The following is a 19323-nucleotide window of genomic DNA, read 5'->3' on the forward strand; positions in this document are numbered from 1 at the left end:
TGATGACGATCGCGCCGGTGGCGGTGGTCGGCGGCGGCCTGGCCGGCATCACGGCCGCCCTCGCGCTCGCGGAGGCCGGCTGCCCCGTGACGCTGTACGAGGCCCGCCCGAGGCTGGGCGGCGCCACGTACTCCTTCCGGCGCGGCGGGCTGACGGTGGACAACGGCCAGCACGTCTTCCTGCGCTGCTGCACGGCGTACCGGGGACTCCTGGAACGGCTCGGCGGCACCGCACTGGTCGGCCTGCAGAGCCGATTCGACGTGCGGGTGCTCGGCGCGGCGGGCCGGTCGGGGCGGCTGCGCCGCGCCGCGTTGCCCGGCCCGCTCCACTTCGTGCCCGCGCTCGCGCGATACCGCCTGCTCGGGCCGGGCGACCGGCTCCAGGCCCTGCGCGGCTCGCTCGCGCTGAGCAGGCTCGACCCGGCCGACCCGGCTCTCGACACGGTGACGTTCGGGAGCTGGCTGGCGGCGCACGGCCAGCGGGACCCGGTACGGCAGGCGCTCTGGGACCTGCTCGCGGTCGCGGCCCTGAACATGGGAGTCGAGGACGCCGCGCTCGGCCCGGCGGTGAAGGTGTTCAAGACGGCCATGCTCGGCCGGCCGGACGCCGCCGACCTGGGCATCCCCCTGGTGCCGCTCGGCGAGCTGCACGACACCGCCGCCAGGGCCGCCATCGCGGGACGCGGCGGCGCGGTGCGGCTGTCGGCGAAGGTCACGGCCATCGAGCCGGGCCCGGCCGTCGTCGTGGACGGCGTCCGGGTCAAGGCGTCGGCGGTCGTCGTGGCGACGCGCCACGAGCAGGCCGCGAAGCTGGTCCCCGCGGAGGCGGCGCCCGCCCGGGACGGATGGGGCGCCCTGGACGCGAGCCCCATCATCAACGTCCACGCGGTCTACGACCGGCCGGTCATGCGGGGGCCGTTCGTCGCGGTCACCGGCTCGCCCGTGCAGTGGGTGTTCGACAAGACCCGGGTCGCCGGGCTCGGCGAGGGGCAGTACCTGACGGTGTCGGTGTCGGTCGCGGACACGTGGATCGACCGGCCGACCGCGGACCTGCGCGAGACCTTCGTCCCGGCGCTGCGCTCGGTGTTCCCGGCCGCGCGCGAGGCCACGATGACCGACTTCTTCGTCACCAGGGAACGGCGCGCGACGTTCCGCCAGGGCCCCGGCAGCGGGGCGCTCCGACCGGGGAGCGCCACCCGGTGGCCCGGCCTCTATCTCGCCGGCGCCTGGACCGACACCGGCTGGCCGGACACGATGGAGGGCGCCGTACGCAGCGGGCTGCACGCCGCACGCCTGGTCAGACAGCATGTGCGAGATCAGGAGAGCGTGTCATGACCCTGACCCTGCCGCCGGCGGAGGCCGCCCGCGAGCTCGTCGAGCCGGTGCTGCGCGAGGCCGTCGGCCGCCTCGACCCGCGCATCGCCCGCGTCGCCCGCTACCACTTCGGCTGGACCGACGGCGACGGCCGGCCCCGCGCGGCCGGCGGCAAGGCGCTGCGGCCCACGCTCGCGGTGCTGTCGGCCCGGGCCGCGGGAGCGGACATCGAACGGTGCCTGCCCGCCGCCGCCGCGGTGGAGCTGGTGCACGCGTTCTCCCTCCTGCACGACGACGTCATGGACGACGACCCGGTGCGCCGGCACCGTCCGGCCGCCTGGACGATCTTCGGCCGCTCCCAGGCGATCCTCTGCGGCAACGCGCTGTTCGCCCTGGCCCTGGAGCTGCTGCTGGAACAGGGCGGCCCCGGCTACGCGGCGGCCGCCCGCGCGCTCAACCACGCCACGCTCTCGCTCATCGCGGGTCAGGCCCTGGATCTGGAGTTCCAGGACCGCGACGACGTGACGCGGGAGGAGTGCCTGCTGATGTCGCGGCACAAGACCGCCTCGCTGCTCGCCTGCGCCTGCTCGATCGGCGTCACGGCGGCGGAAGGTCCCGCCTCGCTGGCCGGCGCTCTGGACGCGTTCGGCACCGAGGCCGGGCTGGCCTTCCAGCTGACCGACGACCTGCTCGGCATCTGGGGGCGACCCGAGGTGACGGGCAAACCGGTGCTGGCCGACCTGCGGGCCCGCAAGAAGAGCCTGCCCGTGGTCGCCGCGCTCACCAGCCGTACGGAGGACGGACGCCGCCTCGCCGAGCTGCTGGCCAGGCCCGGGGAGCTGACGGAGGCCGACCTGCGCGACGCCGCCGACCTGGTCGAGCGGGCGGGCGGCCGGGCCTGGGCCGAGCTGGAGGCCGGGCGGCGCTTCGACGCCGCGACCCGGTGCCTCGACGCCGCGGACCTGCCCGCGGACGTGCGCGCCGAATTCCTGCACATCGCCCGATTCATCACATCCAGGGACCACTGACATGACCACCCTCGAGACGACCCCGAGCCTGCTCACCGACGCCGAGCACGCCCTCCGGGCCGCCTGCGATCACCTGATCGGCCTGCGGTCCCCGGACGGCTGGTGGAAGGGCGAACTGCAGACGAACGTGAGCATGGACGCGGAGGATCTGCTGCTGCGGCAGTTCCTCGGCATCCGCACCGAGGAGGACACGGCGGAGGCCGCCCGGTGGATCCGTTCGGAGCAGCGGGCCGACGGCACCTGGGCCAACTTCCACGAGGGGCCCGCGGAGCTGTCCACCACGGTCGAGGCGTACACCGCGCTGCGGCTCGCGGGCGATCCGCCCGACGCGGAGCACATGCGGGCCGCGTCGCAGCAGGTCCGGGCCATGGGCGGGATCGAGGCGAGCCGGGTGTTCACGCGGGTCTGGCTGGCCCTGTTCGGGGAGTGGTCGTGGCGGGACCTGCCGGTCATGCCGCCCGAGATGATCTTCCTGCCCTCGTGGTTCCCGCTCAACGTCTACGACTGGGCCTGCTGGGCCAGGCAGACGATCGTGCCCCTGACCGTCGTGACCGCGTACCGGCCGGTGCGCCGGCTCCCCTTCGAGCTGCCGGAGCTGCGGACCGGCCGGGCGCCGCACCGTACTGCGGGCGGGGGCTGGGAGGCGGCGTTCGGCGCGCTGGACCGGGCGTTGCACCGGTACGAGCGGCGCCCGTCGCGGGCCCTGCGGCGGGCCGCGCTGAGGCGCGCCGTCGACTGGGTGGTCGCCCGCCAGGAGGCCGACGGCTCCTGGGGCGGGATCCAGCCACCGTGGGTGTACTCGATCATCGCACTCCACCTCTCCGGCTACGACCTGGACCATCCGGTGATGCGCAAGGCGATCGGAGGGCTCGACCGGTTCACCGTCCGCGACGAGAAGGGGCGCCGGTTGGAGGCGTGCCAGTCCCCCGTGTGGGACACGGCGCTGGCGATCAACGCGCTGCTCGACGCGGGCACCCCCGCCGACCATCCGGCCGTCACCGGGGCCGCCGACTGGCTGCTGCGCGAGGAGGTCACGAGGTCGGGAGACTGGGCGGTGCGCAGGCCGGGCCTGCCGCCCGGCGGCTGGGCGTTCGAGTTCGACAACGACGGCTATCCCGACATCGACGACACCGCGGAGGTCGTGCTCGCGCTGCGCCGGCTGGACCGCCCCGGCGCGCGGCCGGCGATCGAGCGCGGGGTCCGCTGGATGGCCGGCATGGCGAGCGCCGACGGCGGCTTCGCGGCGTTCGACGCCGACAACGACCGCGCGCTCTGCACCAAGCTGCCCTTCTGCGACTTCGGCGCGGTGATCGACCCGCCGTCCGCCGACGTCACCGCGCACGTCGTCGAAGCCCTGGCCAAGGAGCGGCCCCGCTCCCCCGTCCTGCGCAGGGCCGTGATCTGGCTGCTCAAGGCGCAGGAGGAGGACGGATCGTGGTTCGGCCGCTGGGGCGCGAACCACGTCTACGGCACCGGGGCCGCCGTGCCCGCCCTCGTCGCCGCGGGGGTCCGTCCGGGGCATCCCTCCGTACACCGCGCCGTCGCCTGGCTGGAACGCCACCAGAACGACGACGGCGGCTGGGGCGAGGACCTGCGCTCCTACCGCGACCCGGCCTGGGTCGGCCGCGGGGCCTCGACCGCCTCGCAGACCGCCTGGGCCCTGCTGGCCCTGCTCGCCGCCGGCGAACGCTCCCCGGCGGTGGAAGGAGGCGTGCGCTGGCTGGTCGAGCGGCAGCGGCCGGACGGCACCTGGGACGAGCCGTACTTCACCGGCACGGGCTTCCCCGGTGACTTCTACATCAACTACCACCTCTACCGGCTCGTCTTCCCGATCAGCGCCCTCGGGCGCTACCTGCGCCGCGACCTGGAGCTCTCATGACCGGACTGCTGATCTGCGCCGCGCTCGGGATCGAGGCCCGCGCGGTAAGGCGCGGCCTGCCGGCCCACCTCGCCAGGGTCGTCGTCACCGGGATCGGCCCGCGGCGGGCGGCCCGCGCGGCCGCGGGCCTGGCCTGGCGGGAGGCGGTGGCCGTGGTCGGTTTCGGCGGCGCGGCCGGCAGGAGCCTGCGGCCCGGCGACGTCCTGGTGGCGAGCGAGGTCCGGTTCAGGGGACGCGTCCATCCCTGCCCGTCCGCTCCCCTCCTCGCCGGCGAGCTGGCCGAGGCCGGCCTGCCCGCCCAGGTCGGGCCGCTGGTCACCGCCGATCACGTGGTCCGCGGCGCGGAGCGGCACCGCCTGGCCGCGGAGGGCGCGTACGGCGTGGACATGGAGACCGGCCCGCTGGCCCGCGCCGCCGCGGGGCGCCCGCTGGCCGCCGTGCGGGTCATCGTCGACACGCCGGAGGCGCCGCTGCTGAGCCTGGCCACGCTCACCCGCGGCGTGGCCGCCCGCCGCACGCTCGCCGCCGTCGGCCCCGTCCTGGTGCGCTGGGCGGCGCTGCTACCCGAGGAAGTGCTGTCATGACCATCCCGATCCGGCAGAGCCTGCGCGTCGGCGGCTACATCCTGGGCCAGCGGCTGCGGGGACGGACCAAGTTCCCGCTGCTGGTGGAGCTGGAGCCGCTGTTCGCGTGCAACCTCAAATGCGCCGGCTGCGGCAAGATCCAGCACCCCGCCGACGTGCTGAAGCAGCGCATGCCGGTGGAGCAGGCCGTCGCCGCCATCCAGGAGTGCGGCGCCCCCATGGTGTCCATCGCCGGCGGGGAGCCGCTCATGCACCCGCAGATCGGCGAGCTGGTCCGCCGGCTCGTCGGCATGAAGAAGTACGTGTTCCTGTGCACGAACGCGCTGCTGATCCCCAAGAAGATCGACGAGTTCGAGCCCTCGCGATACTTCGCCTGGACCGTGCACATCGACGGCGTGCGCGAGCGCCACGACGCCGCGGTGTGCAAGGAAGGCGTCTTCGACGAGGCCGTTGCCGCCGTGCGCGAGTGCCGGCGGCGCGGCTTCCGGGTCACCACCAACACGACGTTCTTCTCCACGGACAGCCCGCGGACCGTCATCGAGGTGCTCGACTACCTCAACGACGAGCTCGCCGTCGACCAGATGATGATCTCTCCCGCGTACGCGTACGAGAAGGCGCCCGTACAGGACCGGTTCATGGGCGTGCGGGAGACGCGCGCGCTGTTCCGCGAGGCCTTCGCCGACGGTCGGCGGAGGCGCTGGCGGTTCAACCACTCGCCGCTGTTCCTGGACTTCCTGGAGGGCCGGATCGAGCTGCCGTGCACCGCCTGGGCCATCCCGTCGTACTCGCTGTTCGGCTGGCAGCGGCCGTGCTACCTCATGGCCGACGGGTACGCGCGGACCTACCGCGAGCTGATCGAGGACACCGACTGGACCGCCTACGGCCGGGGCCGCGACCCCCGGTGCGACAACTGCATGGCGCACTGCGGATACGAGCCGACCGCCGTCCTGGCCACGATCGGGTCGCTGAAGGAGTCACTGCGCGCCATCAGGAGCGGCTGACCCCTCCATGCGCCCGAAGCGCCGCGCGAGCACCCGGAACGCGCCGGGGGCCGCCCCGCGCAGCCTGGCCGGCACCCGCAGCCAGCCCGGCACGAACGACTCCGGCCGCCCGTCCCTGATCGCCGCCACGATCGCCCGCGCCACCCGCTCCGGCGCGATCGGCGCCGGCCGGCCGCGCGTGTACGGGGCGCCGCGCCGTACGAAGAAGGGGGTGTCCACCACCCCGGGCAGCAGGACGGACACGCCGACGCCTGGCACGTGACGCAGCTCATGGCGCAGGCTCTCCGCGAAGGCCATCAGCCCCGCCTTGGTCGCCGAGTACACGGCCTCCTGCCCCACGCCCACCGCCCCGGCGATGGAGGCCACGAACACGAGGTGCCCGCGGCCCGCCGCCACCATCCCCGGCAGCAGCAGCCGCGTGAGCGCGATCGGCGCGGCGAGGTTGACCGCCAGCAGCTGCTCGACGCTGCCGGCCGGCATCCGTACGAACGGCCCCGCCCACCCCACGCCGGCGTTGTTCACCAGGACGTCGACGTGTCCGCTCCGCTCGGCCAGCTCCTCGGCCTGGGTGGTGACGTCGCACACCAGCACGCGCCCGCCGGTGGCCGCGGCGACGGCCGCCAGCCGCTCGCGGTCGCGCCCGGCCAGCGTCAGCCGCGCGCCGGTGCCCGCCAGCGCCCGCGCGGTGGCCGCGCCGATGCCCGAGGAGGCGCCGGTGACGAGGACGTGGGCGTCGGCGAGCCTCATAGCGTCACCTGTTTTCCGTAACTGTGCGTTTCTCGACGTACAGTCGTGTGCTTTCCACTCCCACGCCGTCCCAACCGGCCACGGGGCAGGTCACGTACGCGTCGCGGCGGCGACGATCGTCGCCGCGAGCGCCGTTCGGTGGTCCTTCGCCCAGGGCGGCCCCAGCGCCGCGCGCGGACCGTACAGGACCTCGCCGGCCCGCTCGGCCAGGATCCCGGCCGCCTGGTCCGCCACGTCCTTGGCGTCGTAGAAGTGGACGGCCCAGCCGCGCTCGTGGGCGAGTTCGGCCAGGATCTGGCGGTACATGACGGAGTCCGCCCGAGCCTCGTACGGCACGCGCCGCTGGACGGCGATGTCGTCGGGGAAGTCGAGCGGCCAGGCCCGGAGCGAGAGCGAGACGATCGGTTCGGGCAGCGCGGATGCGAGCTCGTCCAGCGAGGCCGACGTCGCCCGGGCCGCCGACGCCCGCACGCGGGCCACGAGTTCGGAGGCCGCGGCATCGTCGAGACGTCTGCCGTCGTGGTGGATGGGCGCCGCCGGCACGCCGGGCTCGATCAGCTCGATCCGCCGGCGGTCCACCACCTGGTGGTCGGCCGATGCCGTGACCGCCACGGCCCAACCGAAATGATGGGCTATCCCCACGCGCATGGCTCCGATTATGCTCCCGCCCGCCCCTTTCGGCCCGGGACGCGGGGCCGCGGGCCGCGCCTTGGGCGACGGCACGGTATGCAGAATGGACGATGGCGTGCCGCGGCCGTGTTTCCGCCGGTGATTTCCGACCACGCTCCGGGCGGTGCCGCCGTCGGCCCGGCCGCCGCGTCCCACCCTCGCCCCGGCCCGCGCCGGACGCGGTCGCGGGGCCACGGGGAGGACTGACGGATCAAGCGGGACGGCGGGCGACTCGTGCCCGTGAGCGTCGAGACGCTGATCAGCGGCACCGCCGGGCGGCGGCGGAACCCGCGCGAGTCGCGTGCCGGCCCGCCGCGAGAGATAACGCCGCGGCGAATTTTGTCGCAGGCGTACGACGGGCGGAAAATTTAACGGCAGATTTACCCGCGGTTGGAATTCAGCGTCGAGGAAGTTCGACGAAGTCGTGAGAATTGTTGGTGTCGTCGTGTACACCGAGCGTGGTAATCGCTGCTTTCCTCATATTTCCAAGGTAAATGCCAAAGCCCTGTCAGGCAATAAGCCGGCCTACCGAAATATGGCCAATTATTCATTCTGAATCGACGGACAATGCCGCGATGATTTCCCGGTCGCCGACGCGGATCTGGATGGCCGCCAAGGCGGTGAGCGCCTGCTCCTCGAGCTGGCGGAACCCCTGGCGGCGCGCGTCGTTGAGCGCCTCGTGGCCGTGGGCGGACGCCTGTTCCAGGTTCCCCAGATCGCAATGGGCGCCGGCCAGCCCGATGAGGGACTCCAGCCGGGGCTGCCAGTTGCCGACCTCCCGGGCGATGACCAGCGCTCTGCCGTGCTCCTCGGCGGCCTGCTCCGGGCGCCCGAGATAAGTGCGTACGGTGGCCCGGGTGTTGAGCGTGTCGGCCTCGGCCCGACGGTCGCCGATCGCGACGGACAGCTCCACCGCGCGGTCGGCGAGCTCGAGGGCGCTGTCGTACCGGCCGGCGTCACGGTGGACCGCGGCCAGCGTGTTCAGGACGAGGACCTCGCCGTAGCGGTTGCCCGACTGGCGGAAGATGGGCAGGGCGCGGTCGAGGTAGTCCAGCGCGCGGTCGAGTTCGCCGAGATCGTGGTAGATCTCGCCCATGTTCTCCAGCGCGATCGCCTCGCCGTTGCGGTAGGCGGCCTGCTGGTAACGCGCCAAGGCCTCGTGCTGGAGCTCGGCCGCCCGCGCCAGTTGCCCCTGGCTCCGGTAGACCATGCTGAGGTTGGCCAGGCTGGTGGCGTGGATGGTGCGCTGGCCCGTCTGCCGGGCGATGGCGATGGCCTGGCTGTAGTGGTCGGCGGCCTCCTGCAGGGAGCCCAGCTTCCAGTGCACGTTGCCGAGGTTGTTGAGCACCGCGCACTCGCACTCGCGCCACCCGGAGCGCTGGGCGAGCTTCAGCGCCTGCGCGTAGTGGCTCAGCGACTGCGGATGCATGCCCCGGCTCTGGTAGACCTGCGCCATGCTGAGCTCGGTGGCGGCCTGGGCGGTGAGGTCCCCGTCGAGGCCGGCGGCCGAGCGGGCGGCCTCGGCGACGGCCTGCCAGTCGTTCGGGTCGCGCCGCAGCGACAGGTAGCCGCGCAGCGTGTCGGCCAGCCGCCAGGCCACCTCCCGGGGGCCGTGCGCGGCCGCGTACGTGATGGCCGCGATGAGGCCGGAGCGCTCCGCGTCGAGCCACGCCAGCGCGCTCGCGGGCCCCTCGAACGTCAGCGGGGACTGCTGGCGCGGCGGTCCCGCCAGCTGCAGGGCCTGCGGGTAGAGCAGGCGTTTGGCCTCGTCGGCGACCCGGAGATAGAAGTCGAACAGGCGCGCGAGCGCGCTCGTCCGCTCGGCCCCGTTCGCGTTGTCCCGGGCGTAGAGCCTGATCAGGTCGTGGAACCCGTACCGGCCGGGAACGGTCTGCAGGATCAGGTGCGTGCGCTCCAGGCGGTCCAGGGCCCGCCGCACCTGGTCGACCGGGGCGGCGGCCAGCGCCGCGGCGGCCTGCGGGGTGAGGTCGGGGCACGGGCTCAGGCCCAGCAGCCGGAAGAGGCGCTGGTCCGGCTCGTCGAGGGCGGCGTACGACAGGTCGAACGCGGCCCGCACGGCGGCCCGGCCGTCCCCGTCGACCTGCAGGGCGTTCAGGCGATCGCTTCCCGCGAGCTCCGTGACGCCGTCGATGATGGCGCGCGTCGGCTGCCGGGACAGGTTGATGGCGGCGATCCGCAGCGCGAGCGGCAGGTAGTCGCACAGCAGCGCCAGCCTGGCGGCGGCGTCCGCCTCCTGACGTACGCGGTCGGCCCCGAGGATCCGGGCCAGCAGGGTCCGCGCCTCGACCGGGTCCAGCACGGCCAGCGGGAGCGGCCGGGCGCCGTCGAGGGCGACGAGCCCGTTCAGCCGGTCCCGGCTGGTCACCAGGGCCAGGCAGTCGGTGGCGCCGGGGAGCAGCGAGCGGACCTGCTCCGGTGTCGCCGCGTTGTCGAGCAGGACGAGGACGCGTTTGCTGGCCAGGAGGGTCCGGTACAGCGCGGCCGCCTCGTCCGCGTCCGCGGGCACCTGCTCGGGGGCGACCCCGAGGGAGCGCAGCAGGCGGGCCAGCGCCTGCTCCGGCCGCATCGGCGGCCCGGTGGCGAAGCCGCGCAGGTCGACGTAGAGCTGGCCGTCGGGGAAACGGTCGCGGATCCGGTGCGCCCAGTACAGGGCCAGGGCGGTCTTGCCGACCCCGGCGGCGCCGGTGATCGCGATCGTGACCGGCGTGCTCGTGTGGTCCTGAACGTGCTCGTCCAGCCACCTGAGCTGCCCGGCCCGGCCGGTGAAGTCGGAGACGGAGCGCGGTAGCTGTGCCGGCACCGCGGGCGGCGCGGGTCCGGCCGCCAGGACGCGATCGGGCTGCGGCAGCAGCACCGGGTCGTTGCGCAGGATGGCCACCTCGAGCCGCTGGAGTTCGAGGCTGGGGTCGATGCCGAGCTCGTCGGCCAGACGGCGGCGGGCTCTCCTGGCCTCCTCCAGGGCCGTGTGCGTCTGCCCGCTGCGGTACAGGGCGATCATCAGCTGGCAGGTCAGCCGTTCGCGGAACGGATGGCATCGGGTCAGCTCGGTCAGCTCGTCCAGCAGCTGGCGGTGGCGGCCGAGCCGTAACCCGGCGTCGATCTTGTCCTCCAGCGCCACCAGCCGCGACTCCTCCAGGCCGCTGCCCAGGCGCTCCTGGGTCTCCGGAGGCGCCGCCCCGGCCAGCACGGGACCGCGCCACAGGCTGAGGCCCTGGTCGAGCAGCGCCACCCGGCGCTCGTCGTCGGGTTCCGCCCGGGCCCGCTGCACCAGGCCGCGGAAGCGATGGGCGTCGATCCGCTCCGGGTCGGTGCGCAGGACGTATCCCGCGCCCTGCGCCGTCAGCGTGGCCTCGGCCTGGGCGGGGTCGGCGCGGGCCAGGATCGAGCGCAGCTGGGAGACCGACACCCGGATCGCGTGCTGTGCCGTACGCGGACGGGACCCCGGCCAGTTCAGCTCCACCAGCCGCTCCACCGTGACGGGATGGTTGGCCTCCAGAGCCAGAACCGCGAATGTCAGCCGCTGTTTGCGTGGGCCCAGTCCGACGCGCTGCCCGTCCGAGTAGGCTTCGACGGCGCCGAGCAAGCGGAACTCCAACATGAGTCACACTCCGGTTTGGATTTCGCTCTCATGGTCTGTCAGGCGTTGGGGTTTCTCAAGACCTCGAAATCAGTCTCCGACGGCGCTTTGATCGGACTCTGAAGTAACTATGAACGCCCTCTCCCACTATTTACTCGGAGCCAGAACAATGACGCTGAGGGTGGGCAATGGCTGATTTTCCGGCTGTCGCGGAGGCGCCGCCGCCGCGGACCTTTCGGCTGGCGCACGCCTCGCGCGGCGCGGTCATGGACTCGGCCCGGCTGGCGCTGCCCTGCGCGATCACCCGTGAGTGGGCCTGGGGGTCGGCCACCGGCTCCGGCGTGCGGGTCTGCCTGATCGACAGCGGGGTCGACGCGCCCCACCCGGTCTTCACCAGGCCCATCACCCCGCTCGCGGTGACGGGTGACGGCCTGGAGGTCGTGCCCGACGAGGTCGGCGACCAGGCGGGCCACGGGACGGCATGCGCGGGCGTCATCCGGGCCATGGCCCCGGACTGCGAGCTGACCAGCGTCCGCGTGCTCGGCAGCGGGCTTCATGGCCGCGGCGAGGTGCTGCTGGCGGCACTGGAGTGGGCCATCGAGCAGCGCTTCTCCCTGGTCAACCTGAGCCTGTCGACACGTCGCGCCGAGCACAAGGAGGCCCTGCACGATCTCGTGGACAGGGCGTTCTTCGCCGGGGTCACCATCGTGGCCTCCGCCCACAACCGGCCGGTGCGCAGCTATCCGTGGCACTTCCCGAGCGTGATCTCGGTGGGTTCGCACACCTTGGCGCTCGCCGAGCACATCGAGTGCAACCCGGAGCCCCCGGCCGAGTTCTTCGCGCGCGGGATCGGGGTGGAGGTGCCGCTGCCCGGCGGCGGGACCTCGCGCCTGACCGGCAACAGCTTCGCCACACCGCACATCACCGGGCTGTGCGCGCGCGTACTGCAGCGGCACCCGGGCCTTGCCACCGGCCAGCTCAAGCACGTGCTGGCGGCCGTCGCGAACAACCGGACCTGAGGAGGCCACCATGGGCGTGGGCATCCCTGATTCCCTGACCTCCTCGCTGGGGAGGCTGTTGCGCCCCACCGAGCACGACGAGTTGCTGAGGTCGGCCGTACGGCTCGCCCGGCTGACGTTCTCGGCGTCGGCCGCGTCGGTGTTCCTGTACGACGAGGAGCGCGACCGGCTGGTGTTCGAGGCGTCGTCCGGGGAGGGCGAGGACCGGCTGCTCGGGGTGGCCATCCCGACCGGGCGCGGCGTCGCCGGGTGGGTGTTCCAGACCGGCGAGACCGTGCTGCTCAGCGACGTCCAGGAGGATCCGCGCTTCGACCGGGAGTTCGCGCAGAGCACCGGGTACGTGCCGAAGGTCCTGATGGCGGCCCCGCTGGAGCTGGAGGACCGCACGATCGGCGTGATGGAGGTGCTCGACCCGGCGCTGCAGCGGTTCGGGGAGATGGCGGCCATCGACCTGTTCACCGAGTTGGCCGCCCAGACGGCGATCACGCTCACGCTCATGGCCGCCGCCCGCTCGCTGACCCGGAGCGCCAGGGAGGGCCTCACCCCCTGGAGCCGGCTGGAGATCGCGCTCAGCCGTACGGAGGCCTCCGACACCGCGGTGGACGAGCTGCTCAACGCGCTGAGCAAGTTCGTCACCGCCACCACGGGCCACGGAGCGACCTGATGCATCTGGCCGAGATGGCGGTGCTGCGCGCCGTGCCCGCCGCGGGCGTCTTCCTCGCCCTCACCCGCCGCTGCCCGCTGTCGTGCGCGCACTGCTCGACGGAGTCCGCCATGGACGGCGCGGAGCACGCGGAACGGCCCTTCCGGCGGCTGGTCGCGTCCTTCACCAGGCAGGAGCATCCGGAGTTCATCGCCATGTCCGGGGGTGAGGCGCTCCTGCGGCCGCGGCTGGTGCGCGACCTCGCCGACTCGGCGCGGCTGTCGGGGACGCGGTCGTACCTGCTGTCCGGGCTGTACTTCGCCCGCGGCGGGCACGCGGTGCCGCCCGCCCTGCGGGCGGCCATCTCGGCGGTCGATCACTTCGCGGTCAGCCTCGACCGCTTCCACGAGCGGGAGGTGAGCAGGCGCGCGGCCTTCCGGGTGCTGCACGAGATCCGTTCCTGGGGGCCGCAGGTGAGCGTGCAGATCACCGGGGACGGCGGCGCTGACCCCTACGTCGCGGATTTGGTGCGCGAGGTTCGGGAGGAGTTCGCCGACCAGGTGCCCATGCTCGTGGTGCCGCTCCGGCCGGTCGGGCGCGCGAAGACCCTGGACGGCCCGCGCGCCGGCCCGAAAACCCTGGCCGCCGCGCCCGCGCCGTGCGAGATGGCGGCCTGGCCGCTGGTCACCTACGACGGGACGGTCCTCACCTGCTGCAACGACGACCTCGCCGCGGCCGCCCGCCCGCCGCACCTGGTGCTCGGGCACGCCGATGAGGATCCCTGGCCGGTGCTGCGCCGGCGCCACCTGGACCGGCCGCTGGCGCGGGCCGTGCGGATGTTCGGACCGCGCTACGCGAAGGCGCGGTTCGGATCGGGCGCCGCCGCTCCCGGCTACTGCGACGTCTGCGTCACCCTGCATCAGGACCGCGGGCTGGGCGAACGGGTCGCCGGATATCTGGACTCGCCTGCCGGTCCGGCGATGGAGAGCGCCGTACGCGGTCTCGTGGAACGGCACGGCCCGTACGGCTTCGCCCGCCGCCACGGCATCACGCGCTACAGCGAGCTGGTGACGCTCGGCTGGGAGGGTCGGGAGCGGTGATGCGCCGGTTGAGGCTAGCGGACATCGAGCGGCTGCGACGTACGCGTGGCCGCACCGTGCTGCTCTACCTCACCGATCGGTGCCCGGTCGGGTGCGCGCACTGTTCCGTCGCCGCGCTCCCGGCCGGCCCGCGCATCACCGACCACCGCCTCTTCGCGGACATCCTGGCGGGGATCTGCGCCGAACCCGGCATCGGGGCCGTCGCGATCTCGGGCGGCGAGCCGTTCGCCGAGCGTCGCGGGCTGATCCTCGCCGTGGACGCGTTCTCGGACGCGGGCAAGGACGTCGTTCTCTTCTCCAGCGGCCACTGGGCGTCGGGGCCCCGATGCCCGCGGTGGATCACGCGGGTGCTGGAACGGTCCTCGACCGTGATCCTCAGCACGGACCGCTTCCACCAGGCCGCCGTCGACCGGCGGCGGTTCGGCCGCGCCGTCGCGCACGCGGCGCGGGCCGGCTGCCACATCGTCCTCCAGCTCCTGGACGAGCCCGGCGCGGTGCCGTTCGCCGAGGGGGTCCTCCGCGACACGCTGGGGGACGACTGGTCCCGGCGCGCGGAGATCACGCTGATCACCCCGCTGCGGGCGGGCCGGGGCAGCGGCGTCTTCGCCATCGGGCGCCGCCACGGCGTCGCCGAGCTGAGTGCGTGCCCGCTGACCGCGTCGCCGACCGTCCGCTACGACGGCGTGATCACGGGCTGCTGCAACGAGAGCGTCATCACGGGCGACGGCCCCCGGGGGCTGCGGCGGCGGGCGACCGGCGCGGCCGAGGTGCGCGCCGCGCTGGCCGCGTTCCGCGACGACCCGCTGCTGCGCGCCGTCGGTTCGGTCCGGCCGGACGACCTGGTACGGCTGCCGCCGTTCGCCGCGCTCGCCCGCGCCCGCTACCCCGACGTCTGCGGCCTGTGCTGGCGCCTGCACGAGACCGCCGGGGACGACGGGGCCCGGTTGCTGACCGCCCTCATGGGCCGGGGAGGCGGGACATGACCACCAGCATGCGCCTGATGGCCAAGATCGACCTCGTCATGCCCGCGCTGCTGGCCAGGACGGAACGGATGTGGCGGCACCCCGCACCGCGCGAGCTCTACCTGGAATGGCTCAGGGCCCTGCACGGCATGCTGCGCGCGACCGTACCGCTCATCCTCGACGCCACCACGGCGTGCCTGGCCCGCGACGACGAGATCGCGCGGGGCGTCGCCGTCTATCTGGCCCGGCACGTGCACGAGGAGTACGGCCACGACCGGGACGTGGTGAACGACTACGCCCGCGCGGGAGGCGACGCCCAGACCCTGTTCACGGACCCGCCGCCGCCCTGCGTCGCCGCGGTGGTCGGCAGCCAGTACTACTGGATCAGGCACGCCCACCCGGTGGCGCTGCTCGGGCACGTCGCCGTCCTGGAGGGCTACCCGCCCCCACCCGATCTGGCGCCCCTGCTCTCCCGGCGCACGGGCCTGCCGCTGGACGCGTTCCGCACGCTGGTGACCCATGCCGTCGTGGACGGCACGCACCGCGAGGAGCTGTGGCGCGCGATCGACGGGCTCCCGCTCACCCCCGAGGCGGAGTCGCTGATCGGCCTGAGCGCACTCAACACGGCATACGGCCTGGCGCAGCTCGTCGACGCCGTCCAACTGCGCGCGAACGCCGCAGGAAAGGAGAGGTCATGGCGACCATCGACCAATTGGAAGCCGCCGGCTTCGACCTGACGACCGCGTCAGAGGAGCAGATCGCGGTGCTGCAGTCGCTCAGCGACGAGGAACTCCAGGTGCTCGCCTCCATCAAGGAGCGCATGGAGGAGGCCGCGGACGTCGAAGCGCATGCGTACGCGAGCGGCGGCTGGTGCTGGTGACCGGTGATGCGACCCTGCGCTCAATGCGGCGGTGAGAACCCCGCCGCCGCCCGCTTCTGCATGTCGTGCGGCAGTGCCCTGTCCCCCGCGTCCGCCGCCCGCACCACCCTGCGGTTCGTGACCGTGCTCTTCGGCGACGTGGCCGGCTCGACGGAGCTCGCGCGCGGCCTCAGCCCCGAGGTCTGGCAGGGCACGCTGGCCACGTACTTCGCCGACGTGAGCCGGGCGGCGACCGAGCAGGGCGGCCGGGTGGAGAAGTTCATCGGCGACGCCGTGGTCGCGGTCTTCGGGGTGGAGGCCACCCACGAGGACGACGCGGTCCGCGCGGTGGAGTGTGCCCGGGTCTCCCTGGAGAGGATCGCGCGCCAGGCCGCCGACCTGCGCCGTACGCGAGGGGTGGACTTCTCGGTCCGCTTCGGGATCGCCTCGGGACAGGTCGCCCTCTCCGAGCGGGACTCCTCGTTCGCGATCGGCGAGGTCATGAACCGCGCCGCCCGGCTCCAGGCCGCCGCGCCGGCCGACGGCATCGTCATGGACGTGCGGACCTGGCTGCTCGTACGGGGAGCCGTACCCACCCGGTCCATCGAGCCGATCGCGGCCAAGGGCTTCAGCCGGCCGCTGCGGGCCTGGCAGATCGCCGACACCCCGGAAGGACACGCCGGCGAGGCGCGCACGCCGATGGTGGACCGCCGTTCCGAGCTGGACGAGCTCGTCGCCGCGCTGCGGGACGGTCTGCGCCGGCCGGGCGTCCCCGCCGTGGTGCTGTCCGGCGAGCCGGGCGTCGGGAAGTCCCGGCTGGTGGCCGAGGCGGCGCGGCGGATGGCGCCGGACGCGCGGTTCCTGACCCTGCGCTGCCGGCGCGACGGCCGGCGGCTGGGCTACTGGCCCCTCTACCAGCTCGCCGAGGCCCTGGGGGGAGACGTGCCCAGGGGGCAGGGGCCCCAGGGCAAGGAGGAGATCTTCTGGACGCTGCGGGAGCTGCTGCGGGAGGCGGCGGAGCGGCGTCCGGTCGTCCTCGTCCTCGACGACTGCCAGTGGATGTCCCCGGCGGTGCGGGAGTTCGCGGAGGGCCTGGACGATCCGGACCTGGACGTCCGGGCCGTGCTGATGCTCAGCGGCCGGGTGGACGAGCCGCCGCTGACCCGGGGGCCGGTGACCACGCTGCGCGTCCCGCCCCTCGGCCCGGCGGACGCCCAGGAGCTGGCGGAGACCGTCGCCGCCCGGCTCGGGCCGCTCCCGCTGAGCGACGACCTCGCCCGGCGCAGCGCCGGCAACCCGCTCTACCTCGAACAGCTCGTCCACCTGCAGGTGGACGCCGAGGGCCGGACCGATCTCATCGCGCCGAGCGCGGAGGCGGCGGTGGGCGCCCGCCTCGACCAGCTGGGCGTGGACGCCCAGCGGCTGCTCGCCATCGCCGGCGCGCTCGGCGGCGGCTGCGTCGCCGGGGATCTGGAGCAGGTCGCCGCGGCCCTGGACCCGCCGCTCGACCAGACCTTCGACGAGACGCTCGCCCAGCTGCTCGGCGACGGGCTGCTGGTCACCCGGGCGAGCCCGGCCGGCGAGCTGGAGGTCGAGTCGCCGGTCGTCGCCGAGGTCGCGTACGGCAGGCTGCCGCTCGCCGACCGCGCCCACGTGCACGCCCAGGTCGCGGACCTGGCCGAGGCCCGCGTCGACCGCCATCCGTCGGAGATCGAGCTGTGCGCCCTGCACGCCGGGCGCGCCCACGCCGCCTGGCTCGAACTGCGCCCGGGCGGGCCGGAGGAGCGGCACGCCGCCGCCCGCGCGGCGCGTGCTCTGTGCTCCGCCGCCCAGTTCGCGGTCTCGCGCGGCGACCTGTCGATGGCGCTGCAGACCGCGAGCCAGGTCTCCCGGCTCGACTCCGGCCTGCCCGGCCTCGAACTGGAGATCGCGGCCGTCGAGACGTACGCCACGGCCGCCGCCGGACGGGCGGACGAGACCCTGGCCCGGATCGCGGAGGCCAGGAAGCGCTGGGACACCGACGACAATCTGGCGGCCGCGGTGCAGCTCACCCTCAACGAGGCGGTGGCCCGCTCCACGATGACCGGGCGATGGCACCGGTCCCTGATCGGCCAGGCGCGCGAGCTGGCGTACCGGGCCGACGACCCGGCGGCGTACGCCAGGGTGCTGCTGCTCGAAGGCATCGGGCACATGGAGGACGGCGACTACGTGACGGCCGAAGGCGTGCTGCACGAGGCGTTCGGTCACGCGCGGCGGGCGCGCTGGTGCTTCGGCGCCACCGAGATCCACGGGAACCTGGCGCTCTGCCTCGCCTACGGCGACACCCCCGCCCCGGCGGCCACGGCGATCTGCGCGCAGCTGCACGCCGAGCTCAAGGACGCCCACACGGTACGCGCGGCCGTCGGCTGCCCGGCGGCCCTGCTCGCGGACATGACGTGCGACTCGGCCGCCGCCACGAACCTGCTCGACGAGGGCCGGTCCATCCTGGCCGGGATCGGGCACCAGCCCGGGCTGGCCGGGCTCGACATGTTCCGCGCGACCCTCGCGGAACGGCACGGCGACCACGACGGCGCCGGGCAGGCCCTGGAGCGCGCCATCCGGCGGTTCGACGCGATCGGGTTCAGCGCGGGCGCGCAGTCGGCCAGGCTCTGGCACGCGACGTTCGGCGGGGACGACCCGCCCGACGCGGGTCCACCCGGTGCGCAGAGCGCCGGCAGCTGGGACGTCGAGGTCCTGATCGAGCAGGCCGCCGCGGCCGCCGCGCTCCGCGAGGGCCGCCCGGACGCGGCGGCCGGGCACGTGGCCCGCGCCGGCGCCCGCCTCGACGGGGTGCGCGGCGCAGGCGCCCGGATCACGCCCCTGCTCGTGTCGCTGCGTCTCGCGGTCGGCTGCCGGGACCGCGGGCTCGTCGAACGGGTGGCCGGCCTCGCAAGGGCGGACGCCGAGGTGAAACGCGACGTCAGAGCCCTGCGCACGATCGGCGCGCTCGTATGAGCCGACTATGAACCGACTCTGAAGCCCCTCCCTGACGATCGTAGAGACGGCACCGAGGAGGTAGGCGAATGAAGCGGGCGGCGGAATCCGAGGTCCTGCCGGGGACGGTCCTGGAGGACACGGCGGAGCGCTGGCTCCAGTTCGGTCTCACGCCGATTCGGGAGCGGTCCGGCGACCTCTACGCGGAGCTGGCCGGGACCGCCCGGCAGGCCGTCCGCGACGGGCTGGCCCGCGACTTCTTCTTCATGCACAAGCCCCCCGGCCTGCGCATCCGGTTCCGGCCGGCGTCGCCCGAGCTCGACCCGCTGGTGCGCGACCGGCTGACCGCCTGGCGGAGGGACGGCGTGCTCGGCGACTGGCGTCCCGGCGTGTACGAGCCGGAGACGTACCTGTTCGGCGGGCCGGAGTCGATGCGCAGCGTCCATCGGGTCTTCACCGCCGACTCGCTGGCCTGGCTCGACTACCACCGGCTCCGCCTGGCCGGTCACAACCCCGGGCCCTCGTGGGCGATGTCGCTGCTGCTGCTCCGGTCGCTGTTCGGCGCGCTGCAGATCGTGGGCTGGGAGGATCTCGGGGTCTGGGAGCGGGTGCGACGGCACCGCCCCCTCGCCGCGACCGCCGTCGCGGATCCGCGGTTCGCGCGACTGGCCGCCGCGCTGCGGGAGGTCTGGCCGTCGCCCGACGCGCTGGCCGCCAAGCTGTCCCCCGAGGCGGCGGACCTCGCCGAGGACCACCGGCAGGCCGTCCGGCAGGAGGGCGAGCGCTGGTTCCGCGACTACTTCGAGAGCGGATCGGCCGCCATGGGACCGCGCGCGGTGGCGTCGTACCTGGTCATCTTCCACTGGAACCGGGCGAACCTGCCGTCGGTGCGGCAGGCCCTGATCGCCGAGGCGCTGCTGGCCCGTGAAGAGGGTGACGCGCGGTGAC

General features: G+C 74.1%; 16 protein-coding genes. 13 read left to right on the top strand and 3 right to left on the bottom strand.

The features are described from left to right. Positions 1-2: 2 nt before the first annotated feature. The 5 genes from hpnE to hpnH are packed head-to-tail and all read left to right on the top strand — an operon-like array spanning position 3 to position 5805. Entirely contained in the window at positions 3-1334 is a 1332-nt protein-coding gene (gene hpnE / locus ACWDRB_RS48355; protein WP_449906034.1) for a hydroxysqualene dehydroxylase HpnE, read from the top strand. Continuing rightward, positions 1331-2341: a polyprenyl synthetase family protein gene (locus ACWDRB_RS48360; RefSeq protein ID WP_449906037.1), complete on the top strand. Its 1011-nt coding sequence runs from the start codon at positions 1331-1333 to the stop codon at positions 2339-2341. Before hpnE ends, ACWDRB_RS48360 begins: the two co-directional genes overlap by 4 nt. 1 nt (position 2342) lies before the next feature. After that, the gene (gene shc / locus ACWDRB_RS48365; RefSeq protein ID WP_449906040.1) at positions 2343-4220 is read left to right on the top strand and encodes a squalene--hopene cyclase; all 1878 of its coding nucleotides are present in this window, start codon (positions 2343-2345) and stop codon (positions 4218-4220) included. After that, positions 4217-4804, top strand: a complete 588-nt coding sequence (locus ACWDRB_RS48370; protein ID WP_449906042.1) for a phosphorylase family protein — start codon at positions 4217-4219, stop codon at positions 4802-4804. Before shc ends, ACWDRB_RS48370 begins: the two co-directional genes overlap by 4 nt. Next, on the top strand, positions 4801-5805 hold the full coding sequence (hpnH, locus tag ACWDRB_RS48375) for an adenosyl-hopene transferase HpnH (RefSeq protein ID WP_449906045.1): 1005 nt from the start codon (positions 4801-4803) through the stop codon (positions 5803-5805). Before ACWDRB_RS48370 ends, hpnH begins: the two co-directional genes overlap by 4 nt. Here the strand turns inward: hpnH and ACWDRB_RS48380 are convergent. The 3 genes from ACWDRB_RS48380 to ACWDRB_RS48390 form a co-directional block, all read right to left on the bottom strand. Beyond that, positions 5779-6552, bottom strand: coding sequence for an SDR family NAD(P)-dependent oxidoreductase (locus ACWDRB_RS48380; protein WP_449906048.1), 774 nt, complete (start codon positions 6550-6552; stop codon positions 5779-5781). The two genes, hpnH and ACWDRB_RS48380, sit on opposite strands and share 27 nt — an antisense overlap. A 90-nt stretch (positions 6553-6642) precedes the next feature. Then, entirely contained in the window at positions 6643-7200 is a 558-nt protein-coding gene (locus ACWDRB_RS48385) for a hypothetical protein (protein ID WP_350732985.1), read from the bottom strand. A 568-nt stretch (positions 7201-7768) separates the two neighbouring features. Beyond that, positions 7769-10840, bottom strand: a complete 3072-nt coding sequence (locus ACWDRB_RS48390) for a BTAD domain-containing putative transcriptional regulator (RefSeq protein WP_449906051.1) — start codon at positions 10838-10840, stop codon at positions 7769-7771. A gap of 167 nt (positions 10841-11007) precedes the next feature. Here ACWDRB_RS48390 and ACWDRB_RS48395 point away from each other — a divergent pair, with 167 nt between their 5' ends. The 8 genes from ACWDRB_RS48395 to ACWDRB_RS48430 all read left to right on the top strand — a co-directional run bounded on the left by ACWDRB_RS48395 (position 11008) and on the right by ACWDRB_RS48430 (position 19322). Beyond that, positions 11008-11838, top strand: a complete 831-nt coding sequence (locus ACWDRB_RS48395) for a S8 family serine peptidase (RefSeq protein WP_355208583.1) — start codon at positions 11008-11010, stop codon at positions 11836-11838. 10 nt (positions 11839-11848) lie between these two features. After that, positions 11849-12502 (top strand): GAF domain-containing protein, encoded by a 654-nt coding sequence (locus ACWDRB_RS48400; protein WP_363982680.1) that lies wholly within the window; start codon positions 11849-11851, stop codon positions 12500-12502. Beyond that, positions 12502-13581, top strand: coding sequence for a hypothetical protein (locus tag ACWDRB_RS48405; protein ID WP_449906056.1), 1080 nt, complete (start codon positions 12502-12504; stop codon positions 13579-13581). Before ACWDRB_RS48400 ends, ACWDRB_RS48405 begins: the two co-directional genes overlap by 1 nt. Further along, positions 13581-14564, top strand: coding sequence for a hypothetical protein (locus tag ACWDRB_RS48410; protein ID WP_449906059.1), 984 nt, complete (start codon positions 13581-13583; stop codon positions 14562-14564). Before ACWDRB_RS48405 ends, ACWDRB_RS48410 begins: the two co-directional genes overlap by 1 nt. Next, positions 14561-15280 carry an iron-containing redox enzyme family protein gene (locus ACWDRB_RS48415; RefSeq protein ID WP_449906061.1) on the top strand — a complete coding sequence of 240 codons (720 nt, stop codon included), beginning with the start codon at positions 14561-14563 and terminating at the stop codon, positions 15278-15280. Before ACWDRB_RS48410 ends, ACWDRB_RS48415 begins: the two co-directional genes overlap by 4 nt. Further along, positions 15238-15423 (top strand): aroma-sacti cluster domain-containing protein, encoded by a 186-nt coding sequence (locus ACWDRB_RS48420; protein ID WP_449906064.1) that lies wholly within the window; start codon positions 15238-15240, stop codon positions 15421-15423. Before ACWDRB_RS48415 ends, ACWDRB_RS48420 begins: the two co-directional genes overlap by 43 nt. Positions 15424-15429: 6 nt before the next feature. Next, positions 15430-18396: an AAA family ATPase gene (locus ACWDRB_RS48425; RefSeq protein ID WP_449906067.1), complete on the top strand. Its 2967-nt coding sequence runs from the start codon at positions 15430-15432 to the stop codon at positions 18394-18396. Positions 18397-18464: 68 nt separating this feature from the next. Next, positions 18465-19322, top strand: a complete 858-nt coding sequence (locus tag ACWDRB_RS48430; RefSeq protein WP_449906069.1) for a thiopeptide-type bacteriocin biosynthesis protein — start codon at positions 18465-18467, stop codon at positions 19320-19322. Position 19323 lies beyond the last annotated feature (1 nt).

The organism is Nonomuraea sp. NPDC003707, from assembly GCF_053587055.1.

Excerpts from the sequence above, each read along its gene's own strand:
- ACWDRB_RS48380 (WP_449906048.1), bottom strand. The coding sequence starts at position 6,552 with ATGAGGCTCGCCGACGCCCACGTCCTCGTCACCGGCGCCTCCTCGGGC.
- ACWDRB_RS48360 (WP_449906037.1), top strand. The coding sequence starts at position 1,331 with ATGACCCTGACCCTGCCGCCGGCGGAGGCCGCCCGCGAGCTCGTCGAG.
- ACWDRB_RS48425 (WP_449906067.1), top strand. The coding sequence starts at position 15,430 with ATGCGACCCTGCGCTCAATGCGGCGGTGAGAACCCCGCCGCCGCCCGC.
- ACWDRB_RS48400 (WP_363982680.1), top strand. The coding sequence starts at position 11,849 with ATGGGCGTGGGCATCCCTGATTCCCTGACCTCCTCGCTGGGGAGGCTG.
- ACWDRB_RS48420 (WP_449906064.1), top strand. The coding sequence starts at position 15,238 with ATGGCGACCATCGACCAATTGGAAGCCGCCGGCTTCGACCTGACGACC.
- ACWDRB_RS48410 (WP_449906059.1), top strand. The coding sequence starts at position 13,581 with ATGCGCCGGTTGAGGCTAGCGGACATCGAGCGGCTGCGACGTACGCGT.
- hpnE (WP_449906034.1), top strand. The coding sequence starts at position 3 with ATGACGATCGCGCCGGTGGCGGTGGTCGGCGGCGGCCTGGCCGGCATC.
- ACWDRB_RS48430 (WP_449906069.1), top strand. The coding sequence starts at position 18,465 with ATGAAGCGGGCGGCGGAATCCGAGGTCCTGCCGGGGACGGTCCTGGAG.
- ACWDRB_RS48385 (WP_350732985.1), bottom strand. The coding sequence starts at position 7,200 with ATGCGCGTGGGGATAGCCCATCATTTCGGTTGGGCCGTGGCGGTCACG.
- ACWDRB_RS48415 (WP_449906061.1), top strand. The coding sequence starts at position 14,561 with ATGACCACCAGCATGCGCCTGATGGCCAAGATCGACCTCGTCATGCCC.
- ACWDRB_RS48405 (WP_449906056.1), top strand. The coding sequence starts at position 12,502 with ATGCATCTGGCCGAGATGGCGGTGCTGCGCGCCGTGCCCGCCGCGGGC.
- hpnH (WP_449906045.1), top strand. The coding sequence starts at position 4,801 with ATGACCATCCCGATCCGGCAGAGCCTGCGCGTCGGCGGCTACATCCTG.
- shc (WP_449906040.1), top strand. The coding sequence starts at position 2,343 with ATGACCACCCTCGAGACGACCCCGAGCCTGCTCACCGACGCCGAGCAC.
- ACWDRB_RS48370 (WP_449906042.1), top strand. The coding sequence starts at position 4,217 with ATGACCGGACTGCTGATCTGCGCCGCGCTCGGGATCGAGGCCCGCGCG.
- ACWDRB_RS48395 (WP_355208583.1), top strand. The coding sequence starts at position 11,008 with ATGGCTGATTTTCCGGCTGTCGCGGAGGCGCCGCCGCCGCGGACCTTT.
- ACWDRB_RS48390 (WP_449906051.1), bottom strand. The coding sequence starts at position 10,840 with ATGTTGGAGTTCCGCTTGCTCGGCGCCGTCGAAGCCTACTCGGACGGG.